Source organism: Specibacter sp. RAF43, from assembly GCF_052114065.1.
Taxonomy (GTDB): domain Bacteria; phylum Actinomycetota; class Actinomycetes; order Actinomycetales; family Micrococcaceae; genus Specibacter.
This window is the reverse complement of the sequence record NZ_JBFREA010000004.1, coordinates 223,886-245,467: the sequence shown is the minus strand read 5'-3', so window position 1 is coordinate 245,467 and position 21,582 is coordinate 223,886. Positions and strand designations below refer to the sequence as shown.

Sequence of the window (21,582 nt, the reverse complement as noted above, 5' to 3'; positions counted from 1 at the left end):
GTTCGCGCCGCAGCGGCCGGGCGGCCGGCGCCGGACCTGCCCCCGCCCCGCCGGCCCCGGCCGGGACCGTGAGGTGGCGGGCGACGGCGTCGATCAGTCCCGCCGCCCGGTCCACGTAGCGCGGGTGGTCCAGCTCCAAGAGCGCGGCCAGAATGGGGCCTTGGTTGTAGGTGTAAACGGTGCGTTCGACGTCGCGGCCGGTGGCCGAAGGGTGGATGCCATCTAGGTAGAGCCCCAGCTCCGGGTCGAAGAGCTCGGCGTGCAGCCAATCGACCAGGGCTCGCGCGCGGGACTGGTCGCCGATGCGGGCGAAGTGCAGGGCCGCGGGGCCGTTGGCCGGCGTGTTCTTGTAGTCCCGCTTCCGCGACCAGTGGATCCCGCCGCCCAACACGTCGTCGTGCCCGCCCACCAGCTGCCGGGTGAGCGCGCGTGCCGCCCGCTCCCCGGACGGGCTGGGCGCCCCGGTCAGGCGCAGCGACAGCGCGCTCAACCGTCCGGCCGCAAGCGCCAGCCAGGCCATGTCGTCGTAAAAGTAGTTGGGGAAGCGGCCGCCGTTGCGGAGCAGGATGCCGCGCAGGAGGTGGCGGGCCAGCCGGAGCGCATCCCGTGCCGCCGGCCGGTCGGCCGCGTCCAGGGCGCGGAAACCGGAGTCCACCACGGCGTCCAGGTAGTGCCCCTGCCACCAGTAGTGCCACTGTGACCAGGGCAGGGGGCGGCGGGCGGCCGGGACGGCGACGGCGCCCAGCCACGTCCCGGGCAGCCCCAGCAGGCGGTGGCCGAACCGTGTGTTCACGGAGTCCGCCGCCCGCTCCGCGAGCCCGGCCCAGCCGGCCGGGTCGGCGCCCGCCGAGGCCCCGGCGCCCGCCCCGGCGCCCATAGGGTCCCCGCCGTCACCGCTCATGAACTCAAGCGTACTGTTTGGCAGGAAGGCGGCACCTCCTGCCGACGCGGTACATTTTCAGTTAGTATTCATTAACGCAGTTTTCACGGGTCGGCATCACGGCACCGGCAGACCTCAACGAGGAGGAAACATGGAACTTTCCAATACTGGCACCGTCGCACTGATCACCGGCGGCGCGTCGGGCCTGGGCGCCGCAACGGCGCGACGGCTGCATGCCGCTGGGGCCGGCGTCGTGCTGGTCGATCTGCCGCACGCCCCGGCGGGGGAACTTGGCGCCACACTGGCCGCTGAACTGGGGGAGCGGGCCGTCTTTGTCGCCGCCGACGTGACCAACGAGGACCAGGTGCGCGCCGCCGTCGCCGCCGCAGCCGGGCTCGGAACGCTGCGGATCGTGGTCAACTGCGCCGGCATTGCGACGCCGGGAAAGGTGCTCGGGCGCGAGGGCGTGCTGCCGCTGGAACAGTTCAGCCGGGTGGTCCAGATCAACCTGATCGRCACGTTCAACGTGGTCCGGCTGTGCGCCGAGGCCATGGCGGCCGCCGAGCCCCTGGCCGGCGAATTTGGCCCCGAGCGCGGCGTCATCGTGAACACGGCGTCGGTGGCGGCCTTTGACGGGCAGATCGGCCAGCCGGCCTACGCCGCGTCCAAGGGCGCCGTGGCCGCCATGACCCTGCCGCTGGCGCGCGAACTGGCCCGCTCGCTGATCCGGGTGGTGACCATTGCCCCGGGCATTTTCGAAACGCCCATGCTGGCCGGGCTGCCGCAGGCCGCGCAGGATTCGCTGGGGCAGCAGGTGCCGCACCCGTCGCGCCTGGGCAAGCCGGCGGAGTATGCCGCGCTGGTGGAGCACATCGTCGCCAACGCCATGCTCAACGGGGAGACCATCCGGCTGGACGGCGCCATCCGTATGCAGCCGAAATAGGCCGCCTGCCCCGCCCCTGAACCCCATCACCCACTTTTGGAGCATCGCATGCCAAGTCCCCTGCCCGCCGCCGACTTTTACGACTATGAGTCCCTGCTCAGCGATGCCGAAAGCGCCAAGCTGGCGCAGCTGCGAGAGTTCCTGGCCGCGGAGGTTGCCCCGTACGCCACCACCTGGTGGAATGACGCCGATTTCCCGGCGCACATCCTGCCCAAGATCGCCGCGCTCCACCTCGCGGCGCCGGACCGGCGCAAGTACAGCCACCTGTTCACGGGGCTCGTGGTGGCGGAGATGACGCGCACGGACACGTCGCTGGCCACGTTCTTCCTGGTCCACCACGACCTCTTCGTCCAGGCCCTCTACGACTTCGGCTCGGAGGAGCAAAAGGCGCGGCTGCTCCCGGACGCCATCGCCCTGCGCACCACCGGCGCCTTTGCCCTGACCGAGCCGGATCACGGCAGCGACGTGGCCGGCGGCATGGTCACCACCGCCTTGAGGGTCCAGGACGACGGCGGCACCCACTGGGTCTTGAACGGCGCCAAGCGGTGGATCGGCAACGGGACGTTTTGCGACCACATGCTGATGTGGGCCAGGGACGCCGAGACCGGAGAGGTGCGCGGGTTCATCCTGGACGCGTCGCTGCCTGGGGTGACGCGGACCAAGATCGAGCACAAGATCGCGCTGCGCACGGTGCAAAACGCGCACATCGTGCTGGACGGGGTGCAGGTCCTGGAGCGGGACCGGTTCGCCGGGATCGGCTCCTTCCGCGACACCAACACGCTGCTGCGGGGTTCGCGAATCTCGGTGGCCTGGCAGGCGGTGGGGCAGCAACTGGCCGCGTTCGACGTCGCCCGCGCCTATGCGCTTGAACGCCCGCAGTTCGGCAAGCCGCTCGCGTCCTTCCAGCTCATCCAGGGGCAGCTGGTGAAGATGCTGGGCAACGCCACCGCCTCGCTGGCCATGATGGTCCGGATCGCCGGGCTGCAGGATCGCGGCGGGGACGCCGACGCCACCATGGCCCAGGTGGCCCTGGCCAAGGCGCACACCACTGCCGCCATGCGCGAGACCGTGGCCATGGGACGCTCCATCCTGGGCGGCAACGGCATCGTCACCGACTACGGGATGGCCAAGATCTTTGCCGACGCCGAGGCCATCTACACGTACGAGGGCACCCACGAGGTCAACACGCTCATCGCCGGCCGGGCCATCACGGGCGTTTCGGCGATCGTCTAGTTGAACTGACAGCTCCCGTGGGTGCACACCCGCGGGAGCTGTCAGTTCAACGAGGGTTGCGCTCGCCAGCCTCGATGGGGACGCCGATCCGGTTGCCGTCCACCGGGGCCGGGCAGGTGCCGAAGTCGGTGAACGCGCTGGGGTAGTTGATGGTGCGGTTGAAGTCCACCACCACGGTGCCGTCCGGGCGCGGCCGGGTCAGCTCCAGCTTGCGCCAGTGGGAGCTGGTGACGTTGTTGGTCTCGTCAAAGAACGTGACCAGGAGCGAGCCCAGGGCCCCCTCCTCGGCTGCGAGCCGGTACGTGGTGCCGCCGAGCTCAAAGACGACGTCGCCCACCAGCACGGCGACGCCGGGAACCTCCGGGTTGGCGGTGACGATCTCGACGCGGCGCGGCGCGGCGTACGGCTCAAACGTGCCCTCGGCCACCAGGGACGGGTTGAAGTCGAAGACCGGCACGCCGTGGAAGTCGGTCCGCGCGGGTGCCTGGGAGTCGCGGGTGCGGATCATGTACCGGTTGGCGCGCATGCCCAATTCAATGACCACGGTGCCGGAGCGCACCCACATGAGGGACTCCTCATCCGCCAGGGCGGCGGTGATGGTGCCGGTCACCGGCTCCCCGCCCGCCACCAGCGTGAGCTGGTCGTCGGCGCCGGCGGTGAGGGACGCCGTCGTGCCGTCGGTGCTCCACAGCCCGGGCACCCCGTCCAGGACGGAGGGCTCCGCGGGCAGCCACTGGAAGGAGGTGAGCGTCAGCCAGCCGTGATCGGCGGCGAGCGCGGCATTGCGGCCGGTGCGGAAGCGGTCCCAGCGTTCGGTGAGGCGGTTGAGTTCTGAGGTTTGCGTGGTCATGCTGCTCCTAAAACGCGGTGCGCCGCCGACAATTGTGGCGCCTAATTCTTTCGCTAGGCACAACGGCTGCGGCGGGGCGCATATTCCGGGTCGTGAGCGGCGGACAGGCGGCGGGCGGGGGTGGGCAGGCTCCACGGCACGGCCGCGTCCGTTCGCGAGCCGAGGTGGAACAATGGACGGATGGCGGCAAACACTCACCTGAACAAGGACATGACCCGGTTTGGCCTGGGCACCGTGGAGACCCTGGACGGGGACCGCGTCAAACTGACCTTCACCCGGGACTACGCGGCGGCCCGGGAAACCGTGTGGGCCATGCTGACCGACCCGGAGCAGACCATCCGGTGGTGGGCCATGGTGCGCGGCGCCGCGCGCACGGGGTCCAGCTTCGACTTGAAGTGGCTCAACGTCAAGGACCTGGGACACGGGACGGATTTGGACTGGTGGAACGGGCACGTGGTGGAGGCCGCCGAACCGCGCGTCCTGGAGATCACCAACGCCATGCATGGGATCATCCGGGCCGAACTCACCGCCCTCACCGGGAAGACCCGCCTGGTGTTCACCAACATTATTTCCGTCCCCGAGGAAATGGTCCTGATGTCGCTCGCCGGCTGGCACGTCCACCTCGACCACCTGCAGGAGGCCCTGGACGGCAAGAGCGTGGACTGGCCGCACTGGTGGGACGATTTCTACCCGTGCTGGGAAAAGGTCCATGCGGCCTACGCGGCGGCCCGGGCCGGCTCATGACCCCGGAACTGGCCACCGCCCGGGCGGGCACCGGCGAGGACCCGGCCGAGGACACCGACCTGCGCCGCGACGTCCGCCGGGTCAGCACCCTGCTCGGCGAATCCCTGGTCCGCCAGCACGGCCCCGAACTGCTGGCCCTGGTGGAACAGGTGCGCCTGCTGACCAAGGAATCCAAGGAGGCGGCGCGCGGGGAGAGCGGTACCGGCCCGTGGAGCGCCAACGACGTCGCCGAACAGGTCCGCGAGGTCCTCGCCTCCCTGCCGCTGGAGCAGGCGACCGACCTGGTCCGGGCCTTTGCGTTTTATTTCCACCTCGCCAACGCGGCCGAGCAGGTGCACCGGGTCCGCAGCCTGCGCACCCGCCCCGCACGGGACGGCTGGCTGGCCCGGGCCGTCACCGAAATCGCCGAGCAGGCCGGCACGGAGGCGCTCCGGCAGGTGGTCAGGGACCTGGACGTTCGGCCCATCTTCACCGCCCATCCCACGGAGGCCTCGCGCCGGTCCGTGTTGGATAAGATCCGCAAGCTCTCCGACATTTTGGCCACACCGACGGAGGAGGGCACCAGCTTGCGCCGCCGCCAGGACCGCAAGCTGGCCGAGATCATCGACCAGATGTGGCAGACGGACGAGCTCCGCAAGGTCCGTCCCACGCCCCTGGATGAGGCCCGCAACGCCATGTACTACCTGAGCCACATCCTCACCGACGCCCTGCCGGAGGTGCTCACCGAGCTCGGTGAGCTGCTGGCCGGGCATGGCATCGTGCTCCCGGCCGACGCGGCGCCGCTGCGCTTTGGCTCCTGGATCGGCGGGGACCGGGACGGCAATCCGCACGTCACCCCGGCGATCACGCGCGAGGTGTTGATCCTGCAGAACCACAACGCCGTCAAGATTGGCATCGCACTGATCGATGAACTGCTCTCCGTGCTCTCCAACTCCAGTTCCCTCTACGGCGCGGACCCTGCCCTGATGGAGTCCATCAGGACGGACCTGGCGAACCTGCCGGGCCTGGACCCGCGCGTGCTGGAGCTAAACGCCGCCGAGCCCTACCGGCTCAAGCTCACCTGCATCAAGGCGAAACTGCTCAACACCCGCCGGCGCGTCGCGGCGGACGGCTACCATGAGCCGGGCCGGGACTACCGGGCCGCGGCCGAGCTCAGCGCGGACCTGGCCCTGATGGAGACCTCGCTGCGCAACAACTCCGCCGCCTTGGTGGCCGACGGCGCCCTCGCCTCGGCGCGCCGGCTGGTCTCCTCCTTCGGCCTGCACCTGGCGACCCTGGACATCCGCGAGCGGGCCGACCACCACCACGCCGCCGTCGGGCAGTTGCTGGACCGCGTGGGGGAGCTGCTCGTCCCGTATGCCGAACTGGACCGGGCCGGGCGGCTAAAGGTCCTCGGCGCCGAGCTGGCCAGCCGCCGCCCCCTGTCCGGGCACCCGATCAGGCTCGACGGCGCCGCGAACGCCACCTACGACGTCTTCCGGGTGGTGCGGCGGGCCCTGCGCACCTACGGGCCAAACGTCGTGGAAACCTACATCATCTCCATGACCCGCGGCGCCGATGACGTCCTGGCCGCGGCCGTGCTGGCCCGGGAGGCCGGGCTCGTCCAGCTCACGGGCCCGAGCCGGTATGCCAAGATCGGCTTCGCGCCGCTGCTCGAGGCCATGGATGAGCTGCGCGCGTCCGCGGACATCGTGGACCAGCTGCTCTCCGACCCCTCCTACCGCGAGCTGGTGCGGCTGCGCGGGAACGTCCAGGAGGTCATGCTCGGGTACTCGGACTCCAACATGGAATCCGGGGTCATGACCAGCCAGTGGGAGATTCAAAAGACGCAGCGCAAGCTACGCGACGTGGCCGTGAAGCACGGTGTCAGCGTGCGGCTGTTCCACGGCCGCGGCGGGTCCGTGGGGCGCGGCGGCGGGCCCACCTACGACGCGATCCTGGCCCAGCCCAACGGCGTGCTCGAGGGCGCCATCAAGTTTACCGAGCAGGGCGAGGTCATCTCGGACAAGTACTCGCTGCCGGAGCTGGCGCGGGAAAACCTGGAGCTCTCGCTCGCCGCCGTCATGCAGGGCTCGGCGCTGCACCGGACGCCGCGCCACTCCGAGGATGACCTGGTCCGTTTCGGGGAGGTCATGGAGATCATCTCCGGCGCCGCGTTCGGCGCCTACCGGACGTTGATTGACGACGACGACCTGCCGGCCTACTTCCTGGCCTCCACTCCGGTCCAGCAGCTCGGCGGGCTGAACATCGGCCCGACCGACGGGCGGGCCGGCGACCCCGACGCCGGGCCCCGGCTCGGCGGGTTGCGCGCGATCGCCTGGGTGTTTGGCTGGACGCAGTCGCGGCAGATCGTCCCGGGCTGGTTTGGCGTGGGCTCGGGCCTGCGGGCGGCCCGCGAGGCCGGTCGCGGCGCCGAGCTGGCGGAGATGCTGGCACAGTGGAAGTTCTTCAGCTCCGTGATCTCCAACGTGGAAATGACGTTGGCCAAAACGGATCTGGACATCGCCGCCCACTATGTCGGGACGCTCGTTCCGGCGCCGCTGCAGCACGTTTTTGCCACCATCCGGGCCGAGCACGACCTCACCGTGGCCGAGATCCGGCTGCTCACCGGCGAACGGGACCTGTTGGACAACCAGCCGCAGCTCAAGCGCTCCCTGACCGTCCGCGACCAATACCTCGATCCGATCTCCTACCTGCAGGTGGAGCTGCTGCGCCGCGTTCGCGCGGCCGATACCACCCGCACGGCCGTGGACGACCGGCTGCAGCGGGCCGTGCTGATCACCATCAACGGCGTCGCCGCCGGCCTGCGCAACACGGGCTAGCGCGGACCCGTTAAGATGGGGCAATGCCCTCTTTTCGCGCCACCATCCAGGTCACCGGGCTGCGCCCCGGCCATGCCCCCGCGGAAGTCATGGACATGGCCGTGGCGGTGGTCGGTGCGGCCCATGTGGTGGAGGCGAACCAGCTCGACGTCGTGGCCGGCGTGCCGCGGATCACCGTGCGGTTCATGGTGGAGGCGAGCGAGTTCGACGCCGAGAACCGCCTCGCCCGCGACGCCGCCGCGTCCCTGCGGCACGGCGTGGAGACGGTGGCCACGACCGGTGCGCTGCGCACGTTCCGCCGTTCGGCCGGCAAGTGGCTCCCCCTCTGACCGCCCCGCCCCCACGAAGTGACCCGCAATAGATGTCGAAAATGAGCGATTTTTCGTCATTTTTCGACATCGTTTGCGGGTCAGTTCGTGCGGTGCGCGTAAGTCCGGGTCGTGCGCGTTAGTCCGGGCAGTTAGTTCGTGTGGGGGAAGGCGGCGAGGGCCAGCCGGGAGGAGTACGACGCCGGTTCTCCCGTGAGCGGGTCGGTGAAGGCGATGCTGTGCGCCAGCAGCTGCAGCGGTTTCGTGTAGTCGTCCGGGGCCTGCTCCCGCAGGATCGGGTAGAACGGGTCGTTGAGGATGCCGATGCCCTGCGCGGCCAGGTGGACGCGCAGCTGGTGGGTCTTGCCGGTGAGCGGCTGGAGGTCGTACAGGCCCAGCGTGTCGCCGGTGGCCGGATCCGTGCGCGTCTCCAGCAGCTCGATCCGGGTCTCGGCATTGGGTTCGCCGGTCACTTCCTCGGCCAGCAGGTACGTGCGCGACTTGATCATGCGGCTGCGCACCACCAGCGGAAAAGCGAGGTCCGCCCGGACGGGCGCCACGGCCCGGTAGGTCTTGCGGATGCGCCGCTTTTCAAAGAGCAGCTGGTACTTGCCGCGCGTGTCCGGGTTGGCGGAAAAAAGCAGCACGCCCGCCGTCATGCGGTCCAGCCGGTGGATCGGCACCAGCTCCGGCAGGTCCAGCAGCACGCGCAGGCGCACCAGCGCGGATTCCTGCACGTACATGCCGCCGGGGGTGGTGGGCAAGAAATGCGGCTTGTCCACGACCACCAGGTTGTCGTCCTGGTGCAGGACGGACAGCTCCACCGGCAGGCGGTCCTCCACCGGCAGTTCGCGGTAGTACCAAATAAAGACGTGCTCGCTCAACGGCGTGTCCGGGGTGACCGTCTCGCCGCCAAGTGCCTTGACCTCGCCGCGGACAAAACGGTCCACAATGCCGGCCGGGTCGACGTGGTTGAACCTGTCCAGCACGTACTCCATGGCCGTGGCCCAGGGCCCCTCTTCCGGCATCCTCATGCGGGTCGCGTTGACCCCGTTGCGCACGGGAAGGGGAGATTTCATCACCCTTCAAGGGTACCTGCCGGCCGCTGGGGTAATGTCATGACAGGGGTCCGGGGATGCCGAACCTATTAGGCAAGGATCGACAGGGCAAGGACGGTGGTGGCTTCGTGAATCGGCGCGGTGTGGCGATGATGTCCTCCGCGCACATGGTTGACGACTTCTACCAGGGCGTGGTGCCGGCCATGCTCCCGTTCCTGGTCTCCGAACGCCACTACAGCTATGCGGCCGTGGCCGGGTTGACCCTGGCCGCGACCATGCTCTCCTCCGTCGTCCAACCCGCCTTCGGCGTGTGGACCGACCGCAAGCCCCGGCGCTGGCTGATCCCGGCCGGCATGGCGACGGCGGCGCTCGGCGTCGGCGTCGCGGGCCTGTTTCCCGGGTATGCGCTCACCTGGGTGATGATCGCCATCTCCGGGCTCGGCATCGCGGCCTTCCACCCGTCCGCCGCCAGCGCCGCGCGCCGGGCCGCGGGCAACAGCAACCGCGGCATGAGTATCTTTGCCCTGGGCGGCAACGTGGGGTTCGCGCTCGGGACCTTGGCGGCGACGCCCGTGCTGCTGTGGTTGGGCCTGCGGGGCACCGCCTTGTTGGTGCTCCCCGCAATTGTCATGGCGTTGATCCTGGCGAAGCGGCTCGGCCCGGTGCTCGATGGCCCCGTGGGTGCCCGCCGCCCGGCCACCATGCCCTCGGGCCGGGACAACTGGCCGGAATTCCTGAAGCTGACCACCATCGTCATGGTGCGGTCCATCGTCTTTTTCGGGTTGAGCTCCTTTCTCGCCCTGTACTTCATCCACGAGCTGGGCACGTCGGCGGAGATTGGCGGGGCCGCCCTGACCGCGTTCCTGGCGGCCGGCGCGTGCGGGACGCTGCTGGGCGGCGGGCTCGCGGACCGCTTCGGGTCGATGGTCGTCATCCGCTACGGTTTCGCCTTCTGCATCCCCGCCATGGTGGGGCTGGTCCTGGCCCCGGACTGGCGCGTCGCGCTGGTCTTTGTCGTGCTGACCGGGATCGGCATCTTCGTGCCCTTTAGCGTCTTTGTCATCCTGGGGCAGAACTACCTGCCCAACCGGGTGGGCACGGCGAGCGGCGTCACGGTGGGCCTGGCGGTCACCGTGGGCGGGCTGTTCACCCCCGTGCTCGGCACCCTCGCCGATGCCCGGGGCCTGCACTTCACCCTCATGGCGCTGGTCGGGCTGCCGGCGGTCGCCCTGCTCCTCTCCGCCTTCCTGCGCGCCCCCGCGCCGGCAGGTCCGGTCCGGGCGGCCGTGCCCGGTCCGGCCGGGACGCCCGCGCCCTGAGCCGCGGTGCCCCGACGGCGGTCACGGCCCGACGCGGTCACGGCCCGGGCTGGCAGCGCGGGCAAAAGTAGATGTCCCGGGCGGCGTGCGTGGGGGTGGTTGGATCGGCCAGTTTTCCGTGCCGGATCAGGGTGCCGCAGCGCTTGCAGGGCCGGCCGGCGAGGCCGTAGACCCACACGGCGGCGTCGCCGCGGGCCGGTCCGCCCGTGGTGCTGCGCCCGGGCCTGTCCTTGTTGGCCTCCAGCAGCCGCTTCGCCAGCTCCACCAGCCGCGGCAGTTCCGGCACCCCGGCCACGGGCGTTTCCGGGTGCACGCGGCCCAGGAAGCACAGCTCGTTGCGGTAGATATTGCCGATCCCGGCCAGGTTCCGCTGGTCCAGCAGGGCCAGTCCCACCGGCCGGTCCGGGCCGGCGGTGAGCCGGCGCAGCGCCTCCCGCGCATCCCAGTCCGGTCCGAGCAGGTCCGGCCCTAGATGGTCCAGGGCGTGCCCCGCCTCCGCGTCCGTCCACACTTCCAGCGTGCCCAGGGAATAGCCGACGACGACGGCGTCTTCCGTGCGCAGCACGGCCCGCGCCGTGTGGGCCGGGCGCCGCCAGCGAGGGTCACGGCCCGGACCGGCGGGGTAGATGTCCCAGGTCCCCTCCATGGCCAAGTGGGAATGGATGACGTGCCCGGGCGAGGCCGCGGCGGGCTCGTGGACGGCCATGAGCAGGTGCTTGCCGCGCGAGCGGACCGAGGCCACCACCCGGCCGGTGAAATCCACGGTGGCCAGCGCGGGCACGCGAAAGTCGCACCCGGTCAGCGCCCGCCCGCGCAGCGCGGCGTCCAGGTTCCGGGCCTGCCGCCAGACGGTGTCGCCCTCAGGCACGGATCCGCACCCCGCGGGGCGTGGAATACGCACCGGCGGCCAGCAGCGCCGCGGCCAGGGGCGTGTCCAGGATGTCGGCGCCATTGACCTTTTCCATGGCCAGCTTGTCCACGCCGCCGCGCCGGACCACCTGCACCAGTGTCCCGGCAGCCAGGGACACCACGGCGTCGTCCGCGCTGAAGCACAGCAGCGTCTTGCCGCCGCGTTCCACATACAGGACCAGGGCGCCGTCGACCATGACCACCAGCGCGCCGGCCTTCCGGCCCGGGCGGTGGCCGGACTCCAGCGGCGGCCAGGCCAGCGCCGCGCCGTAGGGATTGGCGGGGTCGGTGGCGGCCAGCGCCAGGGCCTGCGGGGGGCGCGGATTCAAGGCGGCGTCCTCGCTGAAGGTGCGCAGCCGGTCAACCGTGGCGGGCACGGCGAACTGGGCGGCCCCCAGATGCTCGATGAAGTACCCGCGCCGGCACTTGCCCGTTTCCTCCAGCCGCGCCAGCACCTTGTACATCAGCGCGAACCCGCCGGGAACGTTCATGACGGAGCCGCGCGTCACCACCCCGTACCGGTCCAGGAACAGCTCCGCGAGGGCGTGGCTGCGCACCGTGGTGTGTTCCTCGGCCGCCGGTAGCGCGCTCCACCGCCCCGCGCCCACGGGCGGGGCGCCGCGCACTGCGGTCCCGGCCCGGCCCGGCAGCCTGCCGTAGCGCCCGGCCCGCGCGGGCCGCAGCCGCGCCGGCTCGGGCCGCTGCCGGTGCGCCGTGTGGCCGCCGGCGAGTAGCGCCCGGACCGGGGCGAACGTGTCGTTGGTGATCCGCCCGGACCACACCAGCTCCCACAACGCGGCGCTGAGCTCGTCGTCGGACGGCACCAGGTCCGGGCCGTCGGCCGCGAGCTCCCGCAGTTGGTGGAAGAAGTACGCGCCGCCGCCGGCCAGCCCGTCCAGCAGCCGCTGCTGGAATCCGGTGGGCGCAAAGTCGGGCGCGGGGGTGAGCGTGAGCCCGGCGGATTCGGCCAGGTGCAGGCTCAGCCAGCCGTCATTGCCGCCCAGCGCGCCGGCGCCGGAGACGACCACCTCGCCCGTGGCGGTCAGCTCGTCGAGCATGGCCGGTTTGTAGTCGGCCACGCGCTGGGCCAGCACCAGCGGCTCCCACGCCGAGGCCGGAATCGGCGCCCCGGCCAGCTGGTCGACCACGGTCAGCAGCCCGTCCAGGCCGCGCAGCGCCGGCGCCCCCGATGCGCCGGACACGTGCTGCCAGGCGGGCAGGAACCGGCCAAAGGTGGCCGCGTCCACGGGCTCCACCTCGGCCCGCAGCGCGGCCAGGGACCGCCGGCGCAGCCGCCGCAGCACCTCGACGTCGCACCATTCGGCGCCGCCCGGTTCACGGCCCGGGCCCGCGGCGAGCGGGCGGGGGGAGCTGGCGGGGATGGGCCGGAACTCGCCTTCGGAGACCCGCTTGTCCGCCGCCAGCCGTGCCAGCCCGGAATGGACGACGGCGACGCCCAGTCCCAGCCGCGCCGCCGCTTCCGCCGCGGTGAAGGGCCCGTGGGTGCGCGCGTAGCGGCCCAGCAGGTCCCCGAGGGGGTCGGCCACCGGTTCGATGAACGCCAGCGGCACGCCCATGGGCAGCGGGATGCCCAACGCATCGCGGAGCCGGGCGGCATCCTCGATCGCCGCAAAGCGTGCCTCGCCGGCCATGTTCACCCGCAGGGCACGGTTCGCCGCGACCAGCCCGGCCAGGAAACCGGCGGCCGCCTCGGTGGGCGGGCCGGAGGGCGGGCCGACGGCGCCCGGGGCGTGCCCGTCGTCGTGCACCGGGGCCGGGAGCAGCCGGTCCGTGACCTCCGCGACGGTCAACGGGCCGAGCAGCCGCAGCAGGTCCGCCACGCCTTCCAGGCCGCGGGCACGCCGGTCCGTGCCTTGGCCGCCGCCGGAAAGGCGCTGCAACTCGGCCTCCGTGGCGGCGATGACCTGCGGGTCCAGGAGCTCGCGCAGTTCGGCCCGGCCCAACAGCTCATCCAGGAGCGCCGGGTCCAGGGACAGGGCGGCGGCGCGGCGCTCGGCCAACGGCGAGTCGCCCTCATACAGGAAGCTGGCCACATAGCCGAACAGCAGCGCGCGGGCGAACGGCGACGGCTGCGCCGTGGTGGTTTCCACGATCCGCACCTCGCGCCGCCCGATCCCGGCCGCGATGTCCTTCAGCGCGGGCAGGTCATAGACGTCCTGGAGGCATTCGCGCACGGTCTCCAGGACGATGGGGAACTGCGGGTACTTCCGCGCCACGTCCAGCAGCTGGGCCGAGCGCTGGCGCTGCTGCCACAACGGCGAGCRCTTGCCCGGATTTTGCCGCGGCAGCAGCAGCGCCCGGGCCGCGCATTCGCGGAAGCGGCTGGCAAACAGGGCGGAGCCGCCCACCTCGGCCGTGACGATGCCGTCGAGCTCGTCGGGGTCAAAGAGGAACAGCTCGGCGCCGGGCGGCTCGTCGTCCATCATGGGCACCCGCAGCACGATGCCGTCGTCGGAGGCCATGGCGGAGCCGTCCAGCCCGTAGCGCTCGTGCAGCCGGGCGGCGACGGCCAGGGCCCACGGGGCATGGACGGGCATGCCGAACGGGCTGTGCAGGACCACGCGCCAGTCGCCGAGCTCGTCGTGGAAGCGTTCCACCATGAGGGTCTTGTCGTCGGGAACCTGGGAGGTGGCGGCCTTTTGCTCGTCGAGGTAGCCGAGCAGGTTGTTGGCCGCCCAGTTGTCCAGCCCGGTGGCCCGGCACCGTTCCAGGGCAGCCTCCCGGGGGGCCGCGCTGAGCTCGCGGATGAACGCACCCAGCGCCCGGCCCAGCTCCACGGGGCGGCCCAGGGAGTCGCCCTTCCAGAACGGCAGCTTGCCGGGCTGGCCGAACGCCGGGGTGACCAGCACCCGGTCGAAGGTGATGTCCTCGATCTTCCAGCTCGTGGCGCCCAGGGCAAAGACGTCGCCCACCCGGGACTCGTACACCATCTCCTCGTCGAGCTCACCCACCCGGCGCCCGCCCTTGGCGGTGGCCGCGCCCGGCGAAACCCCCGCGCCCGGGCCGTCGGAGCCCACGATGAACACGCCGAACAGCCCCCGGTCCGGGATGGTCCCGCCCGAGGTGACGGCCAGCCGCTGGGCGCCGGGCCGGCCGGTGATGATCCCGCCCGTCCGGTCCCAGATGATGCGCGGGCGCAGCTCGGCAAACTCATCCGATGGGTAGCGCCCGGCCAGCAGATCCAGCGTGGCGTCGTACGCCGAGCGGGGGAGCGCGGCAAACGGGGCGCTGCGCCGGACGGTCTCAAACCAGTCGTCGACGTCGATGCCGCCCAGCGCCGTGGCGGCGACGGTTTGCTGGGCCAGGATGTCCAGCGGGTTGGCCGGGATGAACAGCGGCTCGATCTGCCCGGCCAGCATGCGCTCGACCGTGACGGCGGAGTGCAGCAGATCCGCCCGGTGCTTGGGAAACAGGACGCCCTGGGAGATCTCGCCCACCTGGTGCCCGGCCCGGCCCACCCGCTGCAGGCCGCTGGCCACCGACGGCGGGGATTCCACCTGGATGACCAGGTCCACGGCGCCCATGTCGATGCCGAGCTCCAGGCTGGAGGTGGCCACCACACAGCGCAGCCGCCCGGACTTCAAGTCATCCTCGATGAGCGCCCGCTGCTCCTTGGACACGGAGCCGTGGTGGGCCTTTGCCAGCACGTTTGCCGCCCCCGCCACGGAGCCGGCCTGGGCCATCAGCTCGGCCGGCAGCCGGGCCGGCGGGGCCGGGAACGCGGCGGTCCGCCACGGTTCCGCGGTGGCGGCAACGGCGTCGTCCGGGGTGGTCGGCGTGGCGGCGAGTTCGAGCCGTTCGAGGTAGATCTCGTTCAGGCGCCCGGTGAGCCGTTCGGCCAGGCGGCGGGAGTTGGCGAACACGATGGTGGAGTTGTTGGCCAGCACATGGTCGACGATCTTCTCCTCCACATGCGGCCAGATGGAGGCGTTGGGCTGCAGGCCGGAGGCGGGCGCCGGGTTGGGGCCGCCGTTGTGCGCGGCGGCCAGGGCCGGCAGTTCCGTCATGTCCTCCACCGGCACCGTCACGGCCAGGTTCCAGTTCTTGGTGCTGGCCGGGGCAACGATGGTCACGGGGGCCGAGCCGCCCAGGAACCGGGCCACGGTTTCGCGCGGTTCCACCGTGGCGGAGAGGCCGATCCGCTGGGCGGGCGTGGCGAGCAGCGCGTCCAGCCGCTCCAGGGAAACGGCCAGGTGGGCGCCGCGTTTGGTGCCGGCCACGGCGTGGACCTCGTCGACGATCACGGTGCGCACCTCGGAGAGCGTCTCCCGGGCCTTGGAGGTGAGCATGAGGAACAGGGACTCGGGCGTGGTGATCAGGATGTCCGGCGGATGGCTGAGCAGCCGGCGGCGTTCGCTGGCCGGGGTGTCCCCGGACCGCACGCCAACGCTGATGTGCGGGGCCGGCAGTCCCAGGCGCTTGGCGGTTTGGGTGATGCCGATCAACGGCGCACGCAGATTGCGTTCCACATCGACGCCCAGCGCCTTCAGCGGTGAGATGTACAGGACCCGGGTCCCGGCCGCCGCCTCGGTCCCGGTCGCGGACCCGGCGGCGGGCGCGTCGCCTGTAACGGTCCCGGCCGCCGCCGGCGTCGTCCGCTCACCGGCGGCGAGGCCGTCCAGGGCCCACAGGAATGCCGCGAGGGTCTTGCCGGAGCCGGTGGGCGCCACCACCAGGGAATGTGCGCCCCCGGCAATGGCCTCCCAGGCCCCCGACTGGGCCGGGGTGGGGGCCCCGAATGCACCGAGAAACCATTCGCGGGTGGGCGCCGCGAACAGGCTCAGGGGGTCCGGATTCAACTTTGCGTGCACCGCTCCATCATGCCGCACCGGGCCGACATTTTCGCCCGGCCAAAGCCACGGTGTGCGCTGTTGGGCCCTCGGGCGCAAAAGTGTCGCGGCGGCGCGGTAATCTAACGATTAGGAATGGCAATGGTTGCCGTTGCTGTTCCCTGCGGTTTGATCGCGCCCGGGCAGCGATCCACGACTACATGGCAGGGAACGGAGGGGTGATGCGCCAGCGCCACATTGGCAATAACTGGCTCCCCGTCCTCTGCCTGTCGCTGCTGTTCCTGACCGCCGGGGCCGTGAGCATGATGGCCGGGCGCGGCAATGGGGCGACCGCCGCGACCTTTGCCGCGGGCACCCTGCTCACCGCCGTGGTCAGCGCGGGTTGGTTGTGGTGGAGCCCGTCGTGGTGGCTGGCGCCGCGGAACCACTATCTGTACCTGGCCGGCGGCTCAGTGGCGGGCGTGATGGTGAGCGCGCTGCTCCCGTTTCTGCACGGCTGCGGCCCGTGGTTGGTGCTGGGCGGGACGCTGATTGCGTACGGCATTCTTGAGCGGCTGCGCCTGCTGGTGACGGCCGGCGGCGCCACCGTGCTGGCCGGCTTCCTGGCCATGGTGATCCACGCGGACGTGTGGGGCGGGGCCATGCACCTGTTGACGGCGGCCGTGCTGGCCTTCACCGCCAATCGGCTGTACGTGCTCAAGTACGGGCGGCGGCGGGAGTCCCAGGACAGTGACCCCGAATTCATCGGGTTCTTTGAGGAATACGAGCCGGACCCTCCCCGCAGCCTGTAGCCGGCCGCCCCGTAGCCGGCCGGTACCGCCGGCTCGGCGGGTCAGGGCTGGAAGGCGCCGATCGTGAGCAGATGGTCGCCGGCATTGTTGCAGGCCGTCAGCGGGCGGGCAATCACCAACCGGTCCGTCGCGCCGGGCGGATAGACCATGATCGAGTCGGCCTGCACCTGCCGGCAGTTCGGGTATTTCCCGGCCTGCGAATACTGCAGGACCGCGGTGGCACTGCGGCCCGGGGCCAGGGCGATGGGGCCGCTGGAGGGCGCCTTCGCGTCGCGGTCGGCCGGGGCGCCGAGCGGCGTGTCCGGGCCGGCCTTGACGAGGGAGACGCCCGGGTACCCGTCGAGGAGGCAGGTGGCGGCGGACTTGTTCGTCACGATCAGTTTCAGGTAGATGCTGCCCGCGGCGCCGCCGCCCGTGTCGTCCAGGCTGGCGGACAGCATGGCGGCCGTGCACAGCGCCGCCTGGGCCGTTGGTGCGATTTCACTGGACGTGTTCGACGGCGTCGTCCCGGGTGTCGTGGGGGTTGCGACGCCGCCGGTGCTCGCCGGGGCGGTGGTGACCGCGGCCGACGTCGACGGCCCGCATCCGGTCAGGGCGACGCCCGCGCCCAGGACGACGGCCGCCAGTGCCAGCGCCCCGGCCCGGCCCGGTGCCCGTTTTTTGTCGCGGGGCGAGGAGGCGGGGGACATGGATGCGCGGCGAGTGCCCCGATGGACCGGGGATTGCCGCTGGTGAGCCGTCATGGCTTCACCTTTTCGCGCATGATTGCCCGAGTCAACTCTCACCGGCGGCGCGGCGCCGGGCAATCCGCCCGGCCCCCGGCCGTGCGGCCGGTGAGGGGCCCGCCAGGGCGGCCGGTGAGGGGCCCGCCGGGGCGGCCCCTCACCGGACGGAGGCTACGCCTTGGTGCGCCCGGTGCGTCCGGTGCGCCCGGTGCGCAGGAAGGCGAGCCCGCCCAGCACGAGCCCGGCCAGCCCGGCGCCTAGGCCGGTCCAGGCCGGCCAGGAGGCGCCGGCGGTGTCGGCGGAGGCCTGGTCGGATGCTGCGGCACCCGCGGCATCCCCGGCACCGTGGCCGTGCCCGGTCGTCGCGGCGGCGGCGGTCACGGCCAGGGACGGGGCGGGCGCCTTGACGCTGTCCTCGCCCTGCCCGGCGGCGGGAATGTCCTTCCAGTCGGTGGTGCCCTTCTCACAGCTCTGCAGGGTGGGGAAGTAAAGCGTCTTCCCGGCGGCGTCGGGCACCTGCAGCGACAGGGTGAACGTGTCGCGCTGGTGGGCGTCGAGCGGCGTCTTGGCGGTGTACGTGATGGCGCTGGTGCGGTGGGTGATCTTGCTGCCGTCGGCAAGCACGCGGGGGGTGCTGAACGTCTCGGTTGACTCGCTGATGGACCAGTTCGGGTTGACCGTGGGGGTGGCGCTGTTCACCTCCTGCGGCAAGGTGATTTTCAGGCTGGTGGTGGCGGAGCCGTCGCAGCCGTGGCCGACGGAGAACGTCACCAGCGAGTAGGAACCGGCGGCCGTTTCGGAGGGGGTGGCCTCGACGTGGGCGGACGCGGCGCCGAGCCCCAGGGTCATGAGGCCGGCGGTGGCGCCGAGGGCGAGGGTGGACTTGAGAGTGCGGGACAAACGCATGAAGAAACCTTTCGAGCGCGCCAAAAAGCGCAAAATGACGGGAGGGAACACCCCGCGAATTTTTCGAAGGGTGCTAGGCGAGGACGGCCCGGGCGCTCGGCGGGCCGCGGCGGGTGTCCGGGCGGATATTGCCCCACGGCAGCCGCGGCAGCGGGGCCGGAACTGCGGGCGGCCGGGACTGCCGGGCGGGCAGGGGCGCCACGACGGCGGCGCCGCGGCAGAGCGGCCGGAGCCAGGCGGCCAGCGCCCACAGGGCGGCCTCGCCCCGGGCGAGCAAAAATGCCGTGGCCAGGGTTGCCCCCACGTGGGCGGCGAGCATCCAGCCGGACGTGTCGGCGTGGCCGGCGGGCGCCAGGGAGGCCGCGGCGTGCAGCAGCAGTGCCGGATCCGCGTGGGATGCCATGGAGTGGCCGCTCATGGTGCCGCCCGCGGACAGGCCTGCGGCCGGCGCGGCAATCCCGACGGACAGCGAGTCAAAGGCCTGGTGCAGCACCAGTTGGCTGGTGGCCAGCAGGCCGGTCATGACCGGCAGCGTCAGCCGGAACGTCGTGGCCACGGTGGAGCACAGCACATGCAGGGACACCAGTGCCGCCATGATGCCCGGCGCGGGCAGGTGTCCGCCCGCGGCCAAGTGGGCGCCGGCGGCCAGGCCGACGATCGTGGCGCCGACGAGGACGGTGCGCAGCAGCCGGAAGGGAGACGCGCTGACTCGCATCTGACTCCCTTCGACGGCCGGACTCCACCAAAATGCTGGAGCCTCTAGCTTATCGAGGAATGCGGGCGGTTCCGATCCGGGGCCTGACCCTGTGCCGACGGTGACAGTGCCGACGGTGACAGTGCCGGTGCCACCGCCGGCGGGGTCGTCGCGGCGGGCAGGCGCAGCGTGAAGCAGGTTTCGCCCGGTCGGCTGGTGACCGCGACGCTGCCGTGGTGCGCGCTCATGATCGCCTGGACGATGCTCAGCCCCAGCCCGGTGCTGCCGCCGCTGCCGGAGCGGGCCTGGTCGGCGCGGGAAAAGCGGTCGAAGATGGTCTCTTGGAAGTCCGGGTCAATGCCCGGGCCGTCGTCGGTGACGCGCACGACGACGGCCCCGTCGCCGTTGTACGCCACCGACGCGGCGACGGTGGTCCCCTCGGGGGTGTGCTTGCCGGCGTTGGCGAGCAGGTTCAGGAGCACCTGCTTGAGCTGGCCGTCGTCGCCCATGACCGTCACCGGCCCATCCGGGACGTCAAAGGTCCAGTGGTGGCCGGGCGCGCCCACCCGAATGTCGCTGACCGCCTCCACCACCAGCGGCATGACGTCCAGCGCATGCAGCTTCGGGGGCCGGCCGTCGTCGAGCCGGGCCAGCGTGAGCAGGTCCTCCACCAGCCGGCCCATGCGCAGTGACTGGGCCGTGACCCGACCCAGGGAGGTCTTGCCGTCCGGGGTCAAATCTTCCGTCATTTGCAACAGCTCGGCGTAGCCGCGGATGGCGGTCAGCGGCGTGCGCAGCTCATGGCTGGCGTCGGCGACGAACCGGCGCACCTTGGTTTCACTTCGCTGGCGGGCCTGGAGGGCGTGGGCGACGTTCTCCAGCATGCTGTTGAACGCATGCCCCACATTGCCCACCTCCGTCCCCGGGCGGGCGGCACTGTCCGGGACCCGCACGCTCAGGGCGACCTCTCCGGCGTCGAGCGGCAAATGCGCCACCTTGGTGGCCACGCCGGAGAGCTGTTCCAGCGGCTTCATGCTGCGCCGGATCAGGAACGTCCCGGCCAGGCCCAGCACGCACAGGCCCCCCAGGGAGACCAGCACAATGGTGAGCACCAGCCGGGTCAGCGTGCGCTCCACGGCGCCCAGGGGGAGCCCGGTGATCAGGATGTTCCCGTTGGGAATCCCGACTGCTTGGAGGCGGTAGTCACCGATCGAGAGCGACTTGTCGGCGAGGACGCCGCCGGCGGGCAGGCCGGCCAGGATCTGGGCATCGGCATTGGTGAGCTGCTGGCGGGTGCCGGTGGGGGAGAGGATGCCGCCGGTCACCAGGTAGCCGCCGCTGAGGATGGCGTTGAGCTGGCCCGGGCCGGTGGCCCGCGCGTTCAGGGGGTCGCGCGGGTTGGTGGCGGGCCCGTCGGGCGGGTTCGCGTTGAACTGGTTGGTGCGCACCGCGGCCTCGCGCAGCTGGGAGTCGACCTGGCCGTTGAGGGACACGCTCATGGCGGTGTAGCTGACCATGCCGACCAGGACGCAGATGACGGTGAGCAGCGCCATCATCATGGCCACCAGGCGGGTGCGCAAATGCCACAAACCCGGCTCGAGGACCCGCCTGGCCGCGGCCCGCAGGCGGCCGGTCAAACGCATGGCTTGATGACGTAGCCGGCGCCGCGGACGGTGTGGATCATGGGGTCGCGGCGGGCGTCGATCTTCTTGCGCAGGTAGGAGATGTACAGCTCCACGATGTTGCTCTGTCCGCCAAAGTCGTAGTCCCAGACCCGCTCCAGGATGCGGCTCTTGCTCATGACATGGCGGGGGTTTTCCATCAGGAATTGCAGGAGCTCAAACTCGGTGGTGGTGAGCGGGATGGCGGTGCCGGCGCGGGACACCTCCCGGGTTGCCCGGTCTAGGACCAAGTCCCCCACGGTCAGCTCGCTGGAAATTGGCGCCGTGACGCCGGCCCGCTGGACGATCCGGTGCAGGCGCAGCAGCACCTCCTCCATGCTGAACGGCTTGGTCACGTAGTCGTCGCCGCCGGCGGTCAGCCCGGTCAGCCGGTCCTCCACCGCGTCCTTGGCCGTGAGGAACAGGGCCGGGATCTGCGGGTAGATGGTGCGCAGACGCCCGAGCAGCTCGACGCCGTCCATGCCGGGCATCATGACGTCGAGCACCAGCACGTCGGGGCGGAATTGCCGGGCCGTGCGGAGCGCGGCGTGGCCGTCGTGCGCGACGGCCGTGGTCCAGCCGGCCAGCTTCAACCCCAGCCGCATGAGGTCGGCCAGCTCGGGTTCGTCATCGACCACCAAAGCCCGGATCGGCTCGCCGCCGGGGCGGGTCAGCGGGGCGGGGCCGGCAGCGGGGAGGGAAAGAGACATGCCTCCATCGTCTGGCCCCCGTCCCCGAATTATCTGGGTGTTTCCTGAATGCTCCCTGTGTCTTACGATGGCTAAGGAACGTCAATTCTTGTCGTTCTCATCGGCAAGCGGCCCGCTTCCCTTATGGCCGGGGAGCCTCGGCCTGTGAACTAGAATGCGCTGACCCGAGAAGATGCGGGGATGGCGGCGCAGCAGGTAGCGGCGCCGAACGAATATTT

General features: G+C 71.3%; 17 protein-coding genes. 7 read left to right on the top strand and 10 right to left on the bottom strand.

The genetic code is table 11. The features are described from left to right. Positions 1 to 901, bottom strand: a 901-nt coding sequence (locus AB4Y80_RS04355) for a glycoside hydrolase family 76 protein (RefSeq protein ID WP_442212110.1), incomplete at its 3' end; no start/stop codon positions are given. 130 nt (positions 902 to 1,031) lie between these two features. On the opposite strand from AB4Y80_RS04355, the gene AB4Y80_RS04350 reads away from it, so the two are divergent. Next, positions 1,032 to 1,823 carry an SDR family NAD(P)-dependent oxidoreductase gene (locus tag AB4Y80_RS04350; protein ID WP_442212109.1) on the top strand — a complete coding sequence of 264 codons (792 nt, stop codon included), beginning with the start codon at positions 1,032 to 1,034 and terminating at the stop codon, positions 1,821 to 1,823. A 48-nt stretch (positions 1,824 to 1,871) separates the two neighbouring features. Then, positions 1,872 to 3,056: an acyl-CoA dehydrogenase family protein gene (locus AB4Y80_RS04345; RefSeq protein ID WP_442212108.1), complete on the top strand. Its 1,185-nt coding sequence runs from the start codon at positions 1,872 to 1,874 to the stop codon at positions 3,054 to 3,056. Between the two features lie 46 nt (positions 3,057 to 3,102). Here the strand turns inward: AB4Y80_RS04345 and AB4Y80_RS04340 are convergent, their stop codons facing one another. Continuing rightward, the gene (locus tag AB4Y80_RS04340) at positions 3,103 to 3,906 is read right to left on the bottom strand and encodes a DUF1684 domain-containing protein (RefSeq protein WP_442212107.1); all 804 of its coding nucleotides are present in this window, start codon (positions 3,904 to 3,906) and stop codon (positions 3,103 to 3,105) included. Between the two features lie 180 nt (positions 3,907 to 4,086). On the opposite strand from AB4Y80_RS04340, the gene AB4Y80_RS04335 reads away from it, so the two are divergent. The 3 genes from AB4Y80_RS04335 to AB4Y80_RS04325 are packed head-to-tail and all read left to right on the top strand — an operon-like array spanning position 4,087 to position 7,801. Beyond that, the gene (locus tag AB4Y80_RS04335; RefSeq protein WP_442212105.1) at positions 4,087 to 4,650 is read left to right on the top strand and encodes an SRPBCC domain-containing protein; all 564 of its coding nucleotides are present in this window, start codon (positions 4,087 to 4,089) and stop codon (positions 4,648 to 4,650) included. Continuing rightward, the gene (ppc, locus tag AB4Y80_RS04330) at positions 4,647 to 7,472 is read left to right on the top strand and encodes a phosphoenolpyruvate carboxylase (protein WP_442212104.1); all 2,826 of its coding nucleotides are present in this window, start codon (positions 4,647 to 4,649) and stop codon (positions 7,470 to 7,472) included. Before AB4Y80_RS04335 ends, ppc begins: the two co-directional genes overlap by 4 nt. Before the next feature lie 23 nt (positions 7,473 to 7,495). Beyond that, complete coding sequence (locus AB4Y80_RS04325; protein WP_442212103.1) at positions 7,496 to 7,801, top strand: hypothetical protein; 306 nt, start codon at positions 7,496 to 7,498, stop codon at positions 7,799 to 7,801. A 131-nt stretch (positions 7,802 to 7,932) separates the two neighbouring features. Here the strand turns inward: AB4Y80_RS04325 and AB4Y80_RS04320 are convergent, their stop codons facing one another. Continuing rightward, a complete protein-coding gene (locus AB4Y80_RS04320; RefSeq protein ID WP_442212102.1) occupies positions 7,933 to 8,859 on the bottom strand; it encodes a pseudouridine synthase in 927 nt (308 codons plus the stop codon). 107 nt (positions 8,860 to 8,966) lie between these two features. Here AB4Y80_RS04320 and AB4Y80_RS04315 point away from each other — a divergent pair, with 107 nt between their 5' ends. Continuing rightward, positions 8,967 to 10,157 (top strand): MFS transporter, encoded by a 1,191-nt coding sequence (locus tag AB4Y80_RS04315; protein ID WP_442212101.1) that lies wholly within the window; start codon positions 8,967 to 8,969, stop codon positions 10,155 to 10,157. A gap of 37 nt (positions 10,158 to 10,194) precedes the next feature. Here AB4Y80_RS04315 and AB4Y80_RS04310 read toward each other — a convergent pair whose 3' ends face one another. After that, positions 10,195 to 11,025: an Fpg/Nei family DNA glycosylase gene (locus tag AB4Y80_RS04310; protein ID WP_442212100.1), complete on the bottom strand. Its 831-nt coding sequence runs from the start codon at positions 11,023 to 11,025 to the stop codon at positions 10,195 to 10,197. Continuing rightward, positions 11,018 to 15,886 (bottom strand): ATP-dependent helicase, encoded by a 4,869-nt coding sequence (locus AB4Y80_RS04305; RefSeq protein WP_442212119.1) that lies wholly within the window; start codon positions 15,884 to 15,886, stop codon positions 11,018 to 11,020. The genes AB4Y80_RS04310 and AB4Y80_RS04305 overlap by 8 nt, the downstream gene beginning before the upstream one ends. A gap of 212 nt (positions 15,887 to 16,098) precedes the next feature. Here AB4Y80_RS04305 and AB4Y80_RS04300 point away from each other — a divergent pair, with 212 nt between their 5' ends. Beyond that, positions 16,099 to 16,668, top strand: a complete 570-nt coding sequence (locus AB4Y80_RS04300; RefSeq protein ID WP_442212099.1) for a hypothetical protein — start codon at positions 16,099 to 16,101, stop codon at positions 16,666 to 16,668. A gap of 41 nt (positions 16,669 to 16,709) precedes the next feature. Here the strand turns inward: AB4Y80_RS04300 and AB4Y80_RS04295 are convergent, their stop codons facing one another. The 5 genes from AB4Y80_RS04295 to AB4Y80_RS04275 all read right to left on the bottom strand — a co-directional run bounded on the left by AB4Y80_RS04295 (position 16,710) and on the right by AB4Y80_RS04275 (position 21,364). Then, complete coding sequence (locus AB4Y80_RS04295; protein ID WP_442212098.1) at positions 16,710 to 17,411, bottom strand: DUF4232 domain-containing protein; 702 nt, start codon at positions 17,409 to 17,411, stop codon at positions 16,710 to 16,712. A gap of 153 nt (positions 17,412 to 17,564) precedes the next feature. Continuing rightward, the gene (locus tag AB4Y80_RS04290; RefSeq protein WP_442212097.1) at positions 17,565 to 18,299 is read right to left on the bottom strand and encodes a YcnI family copper-binding membrane protein; all 735 of its coding nucleotides are present in this window, start codon (positions 18,297 to 18,299) and stop codon (positions 17,565 to 17,567) included. 73 nt (positions 18,300 to 18,372) lie between these two features. After that, positions 18,373 to 19,014 (bottom strand): hypothetical protein, encoded by a 642-nt coding sequence (locus AB4Y80_RS04285; protein ID WP_442212095.1) that lies wholly within the window; start codon positions 19,012 to 19,014, stop codon positions 18,373 to 18,375. A 44-nt stretch (positions 19,015 to 19,058) separates the two neighbouring features. Further along, positions 19,059 to 20,636, bottom strand: a complete 1,578-nt coding sequence (locus tag AB4Y80_RS04280; protein WP_442212094.1) for a HAMP domain-containing sensor histidine kinase — start codon at positions 20,634 to 20,636, stop codon at positions 19,059 to 19,061. Then, the gene (locus tag AB4Y80_RS04275) at positions 20,627 to 21,364 is read right to left on the bottom strand and encodes a response regulator transcription factor (protein WP_442212093.1); all 738 of its coding nucleotides are present in this window, start codon (positions 21,362 to 21,364) and stop codon (positions 20,627 to 20,629) included. The genes AB4Y80_RS04280 and AB4Y80_RS04275 overlap by 10 nt, the downstream gene beginning before the upstream one ends. Between the last annotated feature and the right edge of the window lie 218 nt (positions 21,365 to 21,582).